This window comes from Nonomuraea sp. NPDC047897, assembly GCF_043204415.1.
Lineage (GTDB): Bacteria > Actinomycetota > Actinomycetes > Streptosporangiales > Streptosporangiaceae > Nonomuraea.
The window spans coordinates 312,584-326,403 of sequence record NZ_JBIDCC010000011.1 but is presented as its reverse complement, the minus strand read 5'-3'; the positions used below and the strand labels follow the sequence as shown (position 1 = coordinate 326,403).

The following is a 13,820-nucleotide window of genomic DNA, read 5'->3' as shown; positions in this document are numbered from 1 at the left end:
GGTGACGGCTGCCGGTGGGATTCCCAGCCCGAGCATCCGGCCGCCACGTTCGTGCGCCTTCAGGGCGTCGGCCACGTCCGGGTGCACCAGCACCGCCCGGTCAAGGGCCGGGTGAAGACGATCGCCGTCAAGCGTGAAGGCCGCCGCTGGTACGTCGTCCTGTCGTGCGACGACGTGCCCGCCGAGGCCCTGCCCGTCACGGGTGCGGTCGCGGGGGTCGACCTGGGTGTCGCCTCGCTGGTCACGACCAGCGACGGCCACCATATCGACAACCGGCGGCACCTGGCCGCCTGCGCCGGCCGTCTGGCATCGGCTCAGCGAGATCTCGCCAGGAAGAAGTGCGGGTCCAAGCGTCGGCGTAAGGCCGTGGCCCGGGTGGCGGCGTTGCACGCCAAGGTCCGCCGCCAGCGGGTGGACCGCGCGCACAAGGCCGCGCTCGCCCTGGTCGGCGACTACGACGTGATCGTGCACGAGGACCTGCGGATCACCCACATGACCCGCTCGGCGTCCGGCACGATCGACGCACCTGGCCGTAACGTCGCGCAGAAAGCCGGGCTCAACCGTTCGATTCTCGACGCGGGTTGGGGGGTGTTCCTGACGATCCTCGCGCACAAGGCTGAAAGCGCCGGTCGAGAGCTGATCGCAGTCGATCCCCGCAACACCTCCCGCACGTGCTCGCGCTGCGGGCACGTGGCGAAGGAGAACCGTCTCACCCAGGCCGCGTTCGCCTGTACGGGATGCGGGCACCGGGCGCACGCCGACGTGAACGCGGCGACCAACATCCTGAGGGCAGGGCTTGCCCTTCGCCAGGCCGCGCAAGCGGCTTAGTGAGAAGCCGCTCCCTTCAGGGAGCGGAGGAGTCACCAGCGACCTCCCGTGTCGACCGGCCCGCCCCCCGGAGGGGGCCCACGGACCCATAGTGCACGACCGGTGCGGCTCCGGTGGTGCTTTCGCCCCTCGCCTGACCGATGGCCAGGTTCGCTGTCATTCCGGGCCTTGACAGCTGGTTACCGCCGGGTAACGATCGGGGCGCGGCGCCGCCGGCCTCCCACAGCGATCCCCTGGAGAGGGGCGGCACATGACCCTTCGTGTCCGCGTCAGCATGTTCTCGATCCTTCTGCTCCTCGCGTCGCTCGCCGTGTCCGCCGGCGCGACGCCGGCCCGGGCGGCCGGGGCGGGAGACGTGGTCTCCGCCCGGCCCACCACCGTCTACCTCCTGCCCGGCAAGCTGCTGGAGGTGCCCGTCAACACCTGGCACGTGCTCTACCGCTCCACCTCCGCCACCGGAGCGCCGAACACCGTGTCCGGCACCCTGCTCGTGCCCAAGGCGTCCTACGCCCTCGGCAAGCGGCCCATCGTCGGCTACGCCACCGGCACCCACGGCCTCGGCGACCAGTGCGCCCCGTCGGCCAGCATGCGGGAGGGCCGCGAGGCGGAGCTGGCGTTCGTCAGCCTCCTGCTGCTCAAGGGCTTCGCGGTGGTGGTCACCGACTACGAGGGTCTCGGCACGCCCGGCACCCACACCTACATGGCCGGCATCTCGCAGGGCCACGCCGTGCTCGACTCCATCAGGGCCGCCGTCCGCGTCCCCGGCTCGGGCCTGTCCGCCTCCGCGCCGGTGGCCGTCATGGGCTACTCGCAGGGCGGCGCGTCGGCCGGCTGGGCGGCGCAGCTCCAGCCCTCGTACGCACCCGACCTCCGGCTCAAGGGCGCGGCCGCCGGCGGCGTGCCCGCGGACCTGAGCGCCGTCGCCACCCACCTGGAGGGCGGGCCCGACTTCGGCCTGGCCGCGGCGGCCGGCGTCGGGTTCGACGCGGCCTATCCCGAGCTGGACCTGGAGGCCGACCTGAACGAGCGGGGCCGGGCGCTCATGGCGGACGCCGCCGACGACTGCGTGGGCGACCTCGACAAGCTCGCGGGGCTGCGCTTCTCCGACCTCAGCCCCGTGGACCTGCTCAACCAGCCCAAGTGGCAGGCCCGCCTGACGGCGAACCGGCTCGGCGCGCTGCCACCGCGGGTCCCGATGTTCCTCTACCACGCGCGGGGCGACCAGATCATCCCGTACGCGGTGGGGCAGACCCTGCGTTCGGAGTACTGCCGGGCCGGCGTGAACACGCGGTGGGTGTCGCTGCCGGCGCCCGACCACGTGACCGGCGCCGTCGAGGGCGGGCCGCTGGCCATCGAATGGCTGACGTTACGCCTGCTGGGCCTGCCCGCGTTCGGCAACTGCTGAACCGCCGCACCTGCTGAGCCGGCGCGCGGTCGCCGCGCCCGGACCGTAACAACCGGGCCGGACCGGCACCGCCGGGCTCCAGTCCGGCACCGCCGGGCCCGGGCCGTCACCACCGAGCCCGGTGGCCCGCGGCGGCCGTCCCGCCGTCCCGCGGCGGGCGGCCGGGCCGGCGGCTGGCATCATCGGGGTATGACTGACGTTAACGGGCTTTCCATCGGCATCCTCGGCGGCACCGGGGACCAGGGCAAAGGGCTGGCGAGGAGGTTCGCGCTGGCCGGCCACACCGTCCTCATCGGGTCGCGCAACGCCCAGCGCGCCCAGGAAGCGGCCGACTCCGTCGGATCCGGCGCGCGGGGGGCGGCCAACGCCCAGGTCGCGGCCGAAGCCGACATCGTGATCGTCGCGGTGCCGTACGAGGGGCACAAGGCGCTGCTGGAGTCGCTGCGCGCCGAACTGGCCGGGAAGATCGTCGTCGATTGCGTGAACCCGCTCGGCTTCGACAAGCAGGGCGCCTACGCGCTGCCCGTCGAGGAGGGCAGCGCCGCGCAGCAGGCCGCCGCCGTGCTGCCCGACAGCCGGGTGGTGGCGGCGTTCCACCACGTGTCGGCCGTGCTGCTCATGGACCCGTCGGTGGACAAGGTGGACCTGGACGTGCTCGTCCTCGGTGACGACCGGGAGGCGACCGACCTGGTGCAGGCCCTGGCGTCGGTCATCCCGGGCGTCCGGGGCGTCTACGGCGGGCGGCTGCGCAACGCCTTCCAGGTGGAGGCGCTGACGGCCAACATCATCTCGATCAACCGCCGCCACAAGGCGCACGCCGGCATCCGCGTCACCGACGTCTGACCTCCATCGCCCCTGCCGGCCACCCTTCCCCCTGCCGGTCGTCCGGCGGCCGCCGGCGGCTTCACCGTCCTGCACCGGTGTCCACCGTCCGGCACCGGTGTCGTGTCCACCGTCCTGCGCCGGTCGCCCCGGTGCCGGGAGGCGGCGCGGGGTGGTCAGAGCCAGCCGGCGTCCTCGGCGATGCGGACGGCGTCGAGCTTGTTGCGGGCGCCGGTCTTGGTGATCGCGCCCGTCAGGTAGTTGCGCACCGTACCGGCCGACAGGTGCAGGCGGGCGGCGATCTCCTCGGCCGACGCGCCGCGCGCCGCCTCCCGCAGGACCGTCGTCTCGCGCGGGGTCAGCGGGCTCTCCCCGTACTCCAGGGCGGCGGACACCAGCTTGCCGTCCAGCACCCGCAGTCCGGCGGCGGTCCGCCTGACCGCGTCGGCCAGCCGCTCGCCCGGCGCGTCCTTCACCAGGAACGCCTCGATGCCCGCCGCCAGCGCCCGCCGCACCTGGCCGGGCCGTCCCAGGGCGGTCAGCACGAGGACCCGGCACGACGGCAGCCGGGCACGCAGCTCGGCTGCTGCGGTGATGCCGTCCACCACCGGCAGGTCGATGTCCAGGATCGCGACGTCGGGCCGTGCGGAGAGCGCCGCCGGGACGATCTCGTCGCCGCGCGTGACCTCCGCGACCATCTCGAAGTCCGGCTCCAGCCGCAGCAGGGCCGACAGCGCGGCTCTGATCATGTGCATGTCCTCGGCCAGCAGCACTCTGATCATGCCGGAACCTCCACCGCCAGCCGGAATCCGCCGGTGCCCGTGGGCGCCGCCTCCAGCAGGCCACCGGCCTGCGCGGCGCGCTCGGCCAGTCCGGTCAGCCCGCCTCCGCGCCGCACCGCCTCCGCGGTGTCCCGCCCCTCCGGCACAGCCCCGGTCCCGTCCGTCGCGGCGCCGGACGGGTGCCGCGCGGGGTCGTGCGTGTCCGTGGTGGCGGGGGAGGGGTGAGCTGCGGGGTCGTCCGCGTCCGTCGGGGGGCCGGAGGGGCGAGGTGCGGGGTCGTGTGTGTCCGGTGCGGGGCGGCCGGGTCGCGGAACGGTGGCGGGGACGCCGTCGTTGACCACCAGGAGCCGGACGGTTCCGTCGCGCACGGACGTGCTGATCGCGCAGGTGGTGGCGGTGCTGTGGCGCAGCACGTTCGTGACGGCCTCGCGCACGGCCCAGGCTAGGGCCTCCTCCGACCGCCTGGGCAGCGGAACGTCGGCCAGATGCGCCTGGCACGCCACGCCCGCCGACTCCAGCAGCGCCACGGCCCGGTCCGCCTCGCCCGCCAGTGACAGCTCCCGGTAGCCGCGGGCCACGCGCCGCACGTCCTGAACCGCCTCCCTGGCGACCTCCACCAGCTCGCCCACCTCCGCGCCCGCGGCCGTGGGGTCACGGTCCATGAGGCGGCGGGCCAGGTCTCCCTTGAGCGCGATGGCGGTGAGGCTGCGGCCGAGCCCGTCGTGCAGGTCACGGGAGATGCGCAACCGCTCCTTCAGCACCGCCGCCTCCGCCAGCTCGGCCCGGGCCTGCTCCAGCTCGTACGTCACGCGCGCCAGCCGGACCAGGGCGTAGATCATGGCGCCGGTGACGGGCACGGTGAGGCCGTAGAACAGCGCGACCACGGCGTTCCCCGAGACGGCCAGGACCCCGCTCGTGCTGTAGAGCGTCATGAACGCGACCAGCGGCCCGGCGAGCCGCAACGGCAGCGCCACCAGCACGGCCCCGGCCAGCATGGGCGCGGCGACGCCCGACCAGCCGCCCGGCAGCAGCAGGTCGGGCAGATAGGTGGCGACGGCCTGCAGCACGAGCGTCAGCGGGAACAGCGGCGGCCGCGCATCGCGCAGGCCGGCCCGCATGTTGAGCGCGTGGGTCGCCACCACGCCGAGGATCGCGCCGGTCGCCAGCAGGCCGTTGCGGGGGGACACCGCGAAGTACAGCAGCCCGATGAGGGTGTACGCGACCGAGACGGCGATGATCAGCATGCGGGCGAGCCGCCGCGCGGAGGAGGAGGCCATGGCCTGGTCATTATGGCGGATATGACCGAATTGCGCCGCTCATGACCTGCGGGGTTCCCAGCGGAACCACAGCCGCAGCGCGACCAGTGCGACGACCGTCCACCCGGCGAGGTTCGCGGCGGGACCGGCCACCGCCCCGTCGCGCATGGCGTCCACCACCCCCGCTGTGGGCAGCAGGCCGAACAGCGAGCCCACCCACGAGGGCAGCACCTCCAGGATCGGCCCCATCGCGCCCGCCCCGACGCCGCACAGCAGGAACACCGGCATGCAGGCGGCGGCCGACAGCTCGGCCCGCGGCACCGCGGCCGTGTAGGCGGCCCCGAGCGTCGCCATCACGGCGGAGCCCACCACGGCGGCCCCGGCGAACAGCAGCGGGTTCGCGGGGAACGGCACGTCGGCGACGAACCGCACCGTCACCGTGCACAGAGCGATCACCACGACGGTCTGGGTGACCGTGCTGGCGATCTGGCCCACCAGGATCTGCCCGTCGGTCAGCGTGGTCGTCCGCAGGCGCTTGAGCACGAGCTGGTCGCGTCGGGTGGCCAGGGCGACGTTGATGTTCATGAACGCGGTGATCGCCAGCATGATCGCGATGGTGCCGGGGAAGAGCTGGGCGGCGGCTGCCGCCCCGTCGGCTCGTACGTGTCGCATGAGCAGCGGCAGCCCGATCCCGATCCCCATCGGGGTCACCACGGAGGCGACCAGCATGGCGCGGTCGCGCCAGAACAGCCGGGTGCCGAGGCGGTAGGTGGCGGCGAGGGTCATCGGGCGCTCCTGGGCAGGTCGAGAAAGAGGTCCTCCAGCGTGGCCGTGCGGACCTCCAGGCCCGCCAGCCGCAGGCCGCGTTCGGCGGCCCAGCCGAGCAGCGTCTGCGCCGCCAGGTCGGGATCCTCGGCCCGGCACACGGCCTGCCCGCCCTCCAGGGACACGGGCAGGGGCAGGTCGGCGGGGTCGACGCCGGCGGGCAGCCGGAAGGCGACCCGGCCGCTGCGCGCGGCCAGGGTCTCGGCCATCCCGCCGGAGGCGACGATCTCGCCCGCGTCCATGATCGCCATGGCGGAGGCCAGCCGCTGTGCCTCGTCGAGGTAGTGGGTGGTCAACAGGACCGCCGTGCCGCGCCCCGCCAGGCCGCGCACCACCTCCCAGGTGTCGCGCCTGGCCTGCGGGTCCATCCCGGAGGTCGGCTCGTCCAGGAACAGCACGTCGGGCCTGCCCAGCAGGGCCAGCGCCAGGTCGAGCCGCCGCTTCTCGCCCCCCGAGAGCTGACGAACCCTGGTGCCGGCCTTCGCCGTGAGGCCGGCCAGTTCCAGGGCCTCCTCGCGGGGCCGGGCGGCCGCGGTGAAGTCACGCCAGGTGTCGACGGTCTGCGCGACCGTCAGGTCGGGGAAGAACCCGGCCTCCTGCAGCATGACGCCGAGCTGCCGCCGCACCGCCGCGCGGTCGGTCACCGGGTCCAGGCCGAGGACCCGGACGGTGCCCGCGTCGGGCCGCTGGAAGCCCGCCAGCACCTCGACCGTCGTGGTCTTGCCCGCGCCGTTGCGGCCCAGCAGGGCGAAGATCTCTCCGGCGGCCACCTCGAACGAGATGCCGCGCACCGCCTCGAACCCGCCATGGCTCTTCCTGAGCCCGTCCACCTGGATCGCTGTCATGCCCACGACTCTGCCGGGACGCGGCGCAGGCGGACAGTGAAGAATTCACGACCTGCGCGACAGCATGAGCAGCGCCTCGGCGACCGCCTCCGGATCGACGACCTGGTGCAGGTGGGCGCCGGGCACCCGCCTCACGGGCCAGCCGCGCCGCCCCGCCTCCCGCGCCACCTCCTCGTACGGCGGGCCGTACCACAGGAACGAGCACCGCACGTCGTCCCAGCCCGCCGGCACCGGAACCGGCTGCGTGTAGTAGGCGAGCGGCAGCCGCGGCTGCTCGGCCACCACCGCGGCCCGCACGGCCGGGTCGGGCAGCAACACCGCGACGTCCGCCTCGCTCCACCAGTCGGTCCACCGGGGCAGCACCTCGCCCTCGCCCGCCAGGTCGCGCAGGAAGGGCAGGAAACCCTCCTCGGCCGCCGGCACCAGACCGGCCCGGGGCGGCAGGCGGGCCTCGGCGAAGACGCACGCCACCACCCGGTCGCCGAGACCCTCCTTGACCACCGGGGCGAAAAGGCCCGCGTTGCTGTGGACGACCAGCACGACCGGCCGCGCGGGCCGTGTCCCGTGCTGCGTGTCGTGCTGCGTGTCGTGGGGCGACTCCGCCGCCGCTCGTACGGCCTCCACCACGCGCGGCCAGTAGGGCGGGCCGCCGGACGTCACCCGCGTCAGGTCGGGCACCACGGCCGCGTGCCCCCGGCGTTCCAGCGCAGCCGCGACCGGCGCCCAGGTCGCGGGCCCCACGGCCGGGCTGTGCACGAGCAGGAAGGTCGTCGTCATGCCTCAAGGCTGGCGCAACCCCGCGAGCACCGGCGGCCGTGTCAGCTCAGGGCGGACCGCCCGAGCCGTGCTGGAGCCCCGGCATCCGAGGCAAAGCGCCCAAACCTGGAGGCAGCGCCGGACGACGAGGGTGTCAGGAGATGTCAGACGATGAGGGCGTGCCGTGACGCCGCCCGCCGGGTGCCGTCGTAGGCCTGCCAGGCGGCTGCGAGGTCGCGCACCGCCGCCGACAGCTCCTCCCGGCCGAACAGGAAGTGCAGCCGCGTGTGCTCGGCGTGCCCGCCGAGCGGGTCGAACGCCCGGCCGGGCGGCACCGCCACCCCGTGCCGCAGCGCCACCTGCGAGAAGGAGTCCACGTCGCCGCGCGGCACCCGTACCCAGAGCGTCTGGCCGCCGAGCGCGGGCTGGAACGACCACGACGGCAGGTGCTCGCGCAGCAGCGCGCACAGGTGGTCGTGCCCCTCGCGCAGCGCCCGCACCCGCGCCGGCCGGATCTCCTCCAGCCGCCGCAGCAGCGCCGCGGCGGCGAGCTGGCCCAGCGTCTCGCCGCCCAGGTCGTGCACGGCGCGCAGCCGCGCCAGGCGGGAGATCAGCGGGGCCGAGGCGCGGATCCAGCCGATCCGCAGCCCGCCCCACACCAGCTTGCTCAGCGACCCGACCGTGATCACCTGCTCGCCCGCGGCATAGCTGGCCACGGGCGGCGGGGTCTCGCCGGAGAAACACAGTTCGGCGCACACCTCGTCGTCGATCAGCGGGACGTCGTGCTCGGCGGCCAGCCGCGCCAGCCGCCTGCGGTCGCCGGCCGCCATGACGGAGCCGGCCGGGTTGCTCGCGGTCGGCACCGCGTAGACCAGCGCGGCCCGTTCCCGTGCCAGGTCCGCTCCCGCGAGCGCCCCGCCGGGCCCGGCCAGGGAGAGCGGCCGCACCACCGCGGCCGCGTGCCGGAACACCTCCAGTGCCCCCGGGTACGTGGGCGACTCGGTGAGCACGGTGTCGCCGGGCGACACCAGCAGCCCCGTCAGCAGCGTCAGCGCCTGCTGCGCCCCCGTGGTGACGAGGATCTCCGACGCGGTCGTGGGCAGCCCCCGACCGCGGTAGTAGGCGGCCAGCTCCTCGCGCAGCTCCGCGAGGCCCGCCGGGTGGTAGCCCAGGTCGGACCTGGACGAGAGCCGCCCGGCGGCCTCCTGGTAGGCCTCCAGCAGCTCGGCCGGGGGGCCGTAGGGGGCGGCGCAGGTGAGCAGCCGCACGCCGTCCGGCGGGTGCAGGATGTGCTGCAACAGCGGGTTGGCGACCACGCCGTCGGCCGTCCTCGTCGCCGGCAGCTCCATCGGGGCGACCCTGGTGCCGCTGCCCTGGCGCCGGGTGACCCGGCCCTCCTGCTGCAGCAGTTCGTACGCCGCCACCACGGTCCCCCGGGCCACGGCCAGCCGCCGCGCCAGCGCCCGGTCGGGCGGCAGCGTGGTGTCCGGTGCGAGCACCCCGTCGTCGATCAGGGCTCGCAGCCGGGCCGCCAGCAGCAGGTACAGCGGCCCGCGGCCGGACGCCCACCGCCCCAGCAGATCGACCAGGTCATCCATATTGGCCCCATTCATGAACCAATTGTGCGTCATTGGCTCTGACATCCAGCACATTTTCTGGCCATCCTGGTGACATGACCCCACTCCGTCCCGAAACCCGGACCGTCCACCTGCCCCAGCCGCCCGTCGAGCAGAGCCGCCCGATCACCATGCCGCTCTACCAGACCTCGGGGTTCGTCTTCGACGACCCCGCCGTGATGGCGGACGCGATGGGCCGGCCCGACGGTCCGTTCGTGTACGGCCGGTACAGCAACCCCACCGTGCGCTCCCTGGAACAGGCGGTGTCGGACCTGGAAGGCGGCGCCGGCGCGGTCGCCACGGGATCGGGCATGGGCGCCATCAACACGGTGCTGCTCGGCCTGCTCCAGCCCGGCGACCACCTCATCGCCCAGAGGTCCCTGTACGGCGGCACGGCGGCGGCGCTCAACGACCTGGTCGCCAGGTTCGGCGTCACCGTCACCCACGTCCCCGAGCACGATCCCGACGCGCTGCGCGCCGCCGTCCGGCCCGAGACGAAACTCGTCTACCTGGAGACCATCTCCAACCCGATGACCCTGGTGGCCGACCTGCCCGCCATGTGCGCGGCGGCGCGGGAGCTGGGCCTGGTGTCGGTGGTGGACAACACCTTCGCCACGCCCCTGCTCTGCCGGCCCGTCGAACACGGCGCCGACATCGTCGTCCACTCGACGACCAAGTACCTGTCGGGCCACACCGACGTGGTCGGCGGGATCGCCGTGTTCGCCACCGGCGAGCTGTACCGGAAGGTGTGGCACTACGCGATCGAGCTGGGCGCCTCGGCCGACCCGTTCGCCGCCTGGCTCACGCTGCGCGGCATGCAGACGCTCGCCCTGCGGATGGAGCGTCACTGCTCCAACGCCCGCCTGCTCGCCACCCGGCTCGCCGAGCACCCGGCGGTCACCGCCGTGCACTGGCCCGGGCTGCCGTCGCACCCGTCGTACGAGATCGCCGGCAAGTTGCTGCCGGACTTCGGCGGCGTGTTCTCGTTCGACCTGGCGGGCGGGCGCGCCGCGGGGGAGAGGTTCATGAGCTCGGTACGGCTGGCGCTGCTGGCCCCCTCGCTCGGCGGCGTCGAGACGCTCACCCTGCACCCGGCGACCACCTCGCACCGCTCGCTCAGCGCCGACGAACTGGCCCGGCACGGCATCGGCGAGGGCACCGTCCGGATCGCCGTGGGCATCGAGCACCCCGAGGACCTGTGGGCCGACATCGAACAGGCACTGGCATAGCATGCGTGCCCTGAGCCGGACTCCGACGGATTCCGGCGGATTCCGGCGGAGGACGCGGGGGGCGTGCGTGGAGACCGTGACGTACGAGGACGTGGCCGGCGCGGCCCGGAGGATCGCCGACCACGTGTTGCGCACACCGGTGCTGGAGACCTCGCCCGGCCTGTTCCTGAAGCTGGAGCAGTTGCAGCACTCGGGGTCGTTCAAGGTGCGCGGGGCGTTCAACCGGATCCTGTCGGCAGGGCGGCTGCCGGACGCCGGGGTGATCGCCGCCAGCGGCGGCAACCACGGGATGGCCGTCGCCTACGCGGCCCGCGCCCTCGGCGTCCGGGCCGAGATCTTCGTGCCCGAGGTGACGAGCCCGGTGAAGGTCGCCGGCATCCGCGCCCTCGGCGCCGAGATCCGCCGGACGGGCGCCGTCTACGCGGAGGCGGCACAGGCCGCGGCCGAGCGCGCCGCCTCGACGGGGGCGCTGCAGGTGCACGCCTACGACCAGCCCGAGGTGATCGCCGGTCAGGGCACCGCCGGCCTGGAGATCGTCGCCCAGACCGGCGGCGTCGACACGGTCCTGGTGGCGGTGGGCGGCGGCGGCCTCGTTGCCGGCATCACCGTCGGCACCGGCGCCCTGCCCTCCGCCACCCCACCCGCCGGCCCGCAGCCCGTGCCCACCGATCCGCAGCCCGTGCCCACCGGCCCGCGGCCCGTGCCGCGGATCGTCGCCGTCGAGCCGGAGCGCATCCCCACGCTGCACGCGGCCCTGCGGGCGGGCGGGCCGGTGCAGGTGGAGGTCGCCGGGGTCGCGGCCGACGCGCTCGGCGCCAGCCGGCTCGGCCGGGCGGCCTACGACATCTGCGCCGAAGCCGGGGTGCGCGGCCTTCTCGTGACGGATGACGCCATCGTCGCCGCCCGCCGCGCCCTCTGGCAGCGACACCGCGTGGTGGCCGAGCACGCGGGCGCCACCGCGTACGCGGCACTGCTGTCGGGCGCGTACGTTCCCGCGCGGGGGGAGCGCGTCGTGGTCGTGATCTGCGGCTCCAACACCGACCCGGCCACGCTCACCACCGGCTGACCGCCACCGGCTGACCGCCACCGGCTGACCGTCACCGGGACGCGGGCCGCCCCGGGAGCGGCGCGTCCCGGCGTGACGCCCGGGTCAGGTGTAGGTGTGCTCCGGAGCCGGGAAGACGCCGGTGGCCACGTCGGCGGCGAAGGCGCGGGCGGCGCGGTCCAGGTCGCCGCCGAGGTCGGCGTAGCGCTTGACGAACCTGGCCGGCCGCGGCGTGAGACCCATGAAGTCCTGCCAGACCAGGACCTGCGCGTCGGTGCCCGGCCCGGCGCCGATGCCGATCGTCGGGACGGACAGCGACGTGGTGACCCGTTCGGCCAGGTCGGCGGGCACGCATTCGAGCACCACCGCGAAGGCCCCGGCCCGCTCCAGGTCCTTGGCGTCCTTCATGAGCTCCTCGCCGGACTCGCCGCGTCCCTGGACGCGGTAGCCGCCGAGCACGTTCACCGACTGCGGCGTGAGACCCAGGTGGCCCATGACGGGGATGCCCGCCGACACCAGGGTCTCCACCTGGGGCAGGACCCGCCGTCCGCCCTCCAGCTTGACCGCGTGCGCGCCGGCCTCCTTCAGGAAGCGGACGGACGACGCCAGCGCCTGCTCCGGCGACGCCTGGTAGGACCCGAACGGCAGGTCGGCCACGACGAGGGCCCGCGAGGAGCCCCGGACGACCGCGGCGGTCAGCGGCAGCAGGTCCTCGACGGTGACGGGCACCGTGGAGTCGTAGCCGTACACGACCATGGCAGCGGAGTCGCCGACGAGCAGGACGGGGATGCCCGCCTCGTCGAACACCCGGGCCGTCATCGCGTCGTAGGCGGTGAGCACGGGCCACTTCTCGTGGCGCTCCTTGGCGGCCGCGATGTCGCGGACGGTCACCCTGCGACCCGCGATGCCGCCGTAGAGCGCGCCGGTGTTCGGGGGGATGGTGGAAGAGGACATGATCGACCCTCCGGGAAAAGGTCTCGAGGCGCCCCAGTGGCGTCCCCGGACTCCTCCGATGATGCCACCCGCGAAACTCGGTGGCGAAACTGTCGGTCCTCCTTGCCAGAATAGGCGGGGAGGTAATTAATCAACATGTCCATCGAACCTTACCGGCGCCTGCTCAGGCTTCCCGGTCTGCGGATGCTGTTGCTCGTGGGGCTGCTGGCCCGCATCCCGTCCACCGCGATGGGCATGGCGCTCACGCTGCACGTCGTCCAGAGTCTGGAGCTGGGTTTCGGCAAGGCCGGGCTCGTCACCGCGGCGAGCACCGTCGGCATGGCGGTGGGCTCGCCGCTGTCGGGGAGGTTCGTCGATCGCCACGGTCTGCGGCCCGTGCTCACCGTGACGACCGTCGCCCAGGCGGTCTTCTGGTCGTGCGCCTGGGCGCTGCCCTATCCGGTGCTGGTCGGCGCGGCGGCGGTCGCCGGGCTGCTGGCGCTGCCGGTGTTCAGCGTGATCAGGCAGTGCCTGGCGGCCATGGTGCCGCCGGAGCAGCGCCGCATGGGCTTCTCCCTCGACTCGATGCTCGTGGAGCTGTCCTACATGACCGGCCCGGCACTGGCCGTGGCCGGGATGACGATCCTGGGCAGCGGCCCGACGCTGGGTGTCATCGCGGCCGGCACGACCCTGGCGGGGCTCGCGCTCATCGTGCTCGACCCGCCGGTCCGCTCCGCCGAGGAGCGCGCCGAGCCCGCGGCGCGGGTGCCGAGGCGTCAGTGGCTGAGGCCCGGCTTCGTGCTCGTCCTGGGCATGGCGGCCTCGGCCACGTTCGTGCTCACCGCGACCGAGCTGGCGCTGGTCGGCACCATGGAGCGGAGCGGGCAGACCGCGTGGGTGGGGCTCGCCGTGGGCATCTGGTGCGTCTACTCCCTGATCGGCGGGTTCGTGTACGGCGGGCTGAGCCGGGGCGCCTCGCCGCTCGTCCTCGTCGCGGCGATGGGACTGCTGACCGTGCCGGTGGGCCTGGCCGGCGGTGACTGGCGGTGGCTGGTGCTGGCGCTGCTGCCCGCCGGGGTGCTGTGCGCGCCGGCGCTGTCGTCCACGGTCGACACGGTGAGCCGCTGGGTGCCCGCCGCGGCGCGGGGGGAGGCGATGGGGTTCCACGGCACGGCCCTGCTCATCGGCGGGGCGGCGTCCGCCCCCCTGGCCGGGCTGATCATCGACTCCCACGGGCCGGCCTGGGCGTTCGCCGGCGCGGGGGCGGTCAGCGTGGCCATGGCGGCGGTGGCGCTGCCGTTCTGGCGCCGGCGTCCAGCCGCCGAGCCGGTCCGCGTGGCCGAGGAGCCGCCGGTGAAGGTCGCGGCGGGCTGACGCGCCCGTCGGCGGCCTGACGCCACCGGGTGCCGGGATTCCGAAACGGTGCTGTTGCGTATCGGAATAGTATGCGATACGGTCCTGTTGCGAAACTTTGGCGT

12 protein-coding genes and 1 pseudogene are annotated in these 13,820 nt (G+C 74.3%); 6 read left to right on the top strand and 7 right to left on the bottom strand.

The window, feature by feature from the left end; translation table 11 throughout:
- The 3 genes and pseudogenes from ACGF0J_RS25715 to npdG all read left to right on the top strand — a co-directional run.
- A partial coding sequence (locus tag ACGF0J_RS25715; protein WP_393149538.1) for an RNA-guided endonuclease InsQ/TnpB family protein occupies positions 1 to 828 on the top strand: 828 nt, incomplete at its 5' end.
- A 250-nt stretch (positions 829 to 1,078) separates the two neighbouring features.
- Complete coding sequence (locus ACGF0J_RS25710; RefSeq protein WP_393149537.1) at positions 1,079 to 2,233, top strand: lipase family protein; 1,155 nt, start codon at positions 1,079 to 1,081, stop codon at positions 2,231 to 2,233.
- Between the two features lie 174 nt (positions 2,234 to 2,407).
- Positions 2,408 to 3,076 (top strand): annotated as a pseudogene (npdG, locus tag ACGF0J_RS25705) (NADPH-dependent F420 reductase); the annotation flags it as partial.
- Between the two features lie 155 nt (positions 3,077 to 3,231).
- On the opposite strand, the gene ACGF0J_RS25700 reads toward npdG, so the two are convergent.
- The 6 genes from ACGF0J_RS25700 to ACGF0J_RS25675 form a co-directional block, all read right to left on the bottom strand.
- Complete coding sequence (locus ACGF0J_RS25700; RefSeq protein WP_393149536.1) at positions 3,232 to 3,837, bottom strand: DNA-binding response regulator; 606 nt, start codon at positions 3,835 to 3,837, stop codon at positions 3,232 to 3,234.
- Positions 3,834 to 5,114: a histidine kinase gene (locus tag ACGF0J_RS25695; protein ID WP_393149535.1), complete on the bottom strand. Its 1,281-nt coding sequence runs from the start codon at positions 5,112 to 5,114 to the stop codon at positions 3,834 to 3,836. The genes ACGF0J_RS25700 and ACGF0J_RS25695 overlap by 4 nt, the downstream gene beginning before the upstream one ends.
- Before the next feature lie 39 nt (positions 5,115 to 5,153).
- The gene (locus ACGF0J_RS25690) at positions 5,154 to 5,879 is read right to left on the bottom strand and encodes an ABC transporter permease (protein WP_393149534.1); all 726 of its coding nucleotides are present in this window, start codon (positions 5,877 to 5,879) and stop codon (positions 5,154 to 5,156) included.
- On the bottom strand, positions 5,876 to 6,763 hold the full coding sequence (locus tag ACGF0J_RS25685; protein WP_393149533.1) for an ABC transporter ATP-binding protein: 888 nt from the start codon (positions 6,761 to 6,763) through the stop codon (positions 5,876 to 5,878). Before ACGF0J_RS25685 ends, ACGF0J_RS25690 begins: the two co-directional genes overlap by 4 nt.
- Positions 6,764 to 6,808: 45 nt before the next feature.
- Positions 6,809 to 7,540, bottom strand: coding sequence for an alpha/beta hydrolase (locus tag ACGF0J_RS25680; protein ID WP_393149531.1), 732 nt, complete (start codon positions 7,538 to 7,540; stop codon positions 6,809 to 6,811).
- 143 nt (positions 7,541 to 7,683) lie between these two features.
- A complete protein-coding gene (locus tag ACGF0J_RS25675; protein ID WP_393149529.1) occupies positions 7,684 to 9,132 on the bottom strand; it encodes a PLP-dependent aminotransferase family protein in 1,449 nt (482 codons plus the stop codon).
- Positions 9,133 to 9,191: 59 nt separating this feature from the next.
- Here ACGF0J_RS25675 and ACGF0J_RS25670 point away from each other — a divergent pair, with 59 nt between their 5' ends.
- Together ACGF0J_RS25670 and ACGF0J_RS25665 are read left to right on the top strand one after the other, a co-directional pair.
- Positions 9,192 to 10,364: a trans-sulfuration enzyme family protein gene (locus tag ACGF0J_RS25670; protein ID WP_393149527.1), complete on the top strand. Its 1,173-nt coding sequence runs from the start codon at positions 9,192 to 9,194 to the stop codon at positions 10,362 to 10,364.
- Between the two features lie 67 nt (positions 10,365 to 10,431).
- Positions 10,432 to 11,430, top strand: a complete 999-nt coding sequence (locus ACGF0J_RS25665; protein WP_393149525.1) for a threonine/serine dehydratase — start codon at positions 10,432 to 10,434, stop codon at positions 11,428 to 11,430.
- An 84-nt stretch (positions 11,431 to 11,514) separates the two neighbouring features.
- Here the strand turns inward: ACGF0J_RS25665 and panB are convergent, their stop codons facing one another.
- Positions 11,515 to 12,363, bottom strand: coding sequence for a 3-methyl-2-oxobutanoate hydroxymethyltransferase (gene panB, locus ACGF0J_RS25660; RefSeq protein ID WP_393149523.1), 849 nt, complete (start codon positions 12,361 to 12,363; stop codon positions 11,515 to 11,517).
- Between the two features lie 135 nt (positions 12,364 to 12,498).
- Here panB and ACGF0J_RS25655 point away from each other — a divergent pair, with 135 nt between their 5' ends.
- Positions 12,499 to 13,716 carry an MFS transporter gene (locus ACGF0J_RS25655; protein WP_393149521.1) on the top strand — a complete coding sequence of 406 codons (1,218 nt, stop codon included), beginning with the start codon at positions 12,499 to 12,501 and terminating at the stop codon, positions 13,714 to 13,716.
- The last annotated feature ends 104 nt before the right edge of the window (positions 13,717 to 13,820 follow it).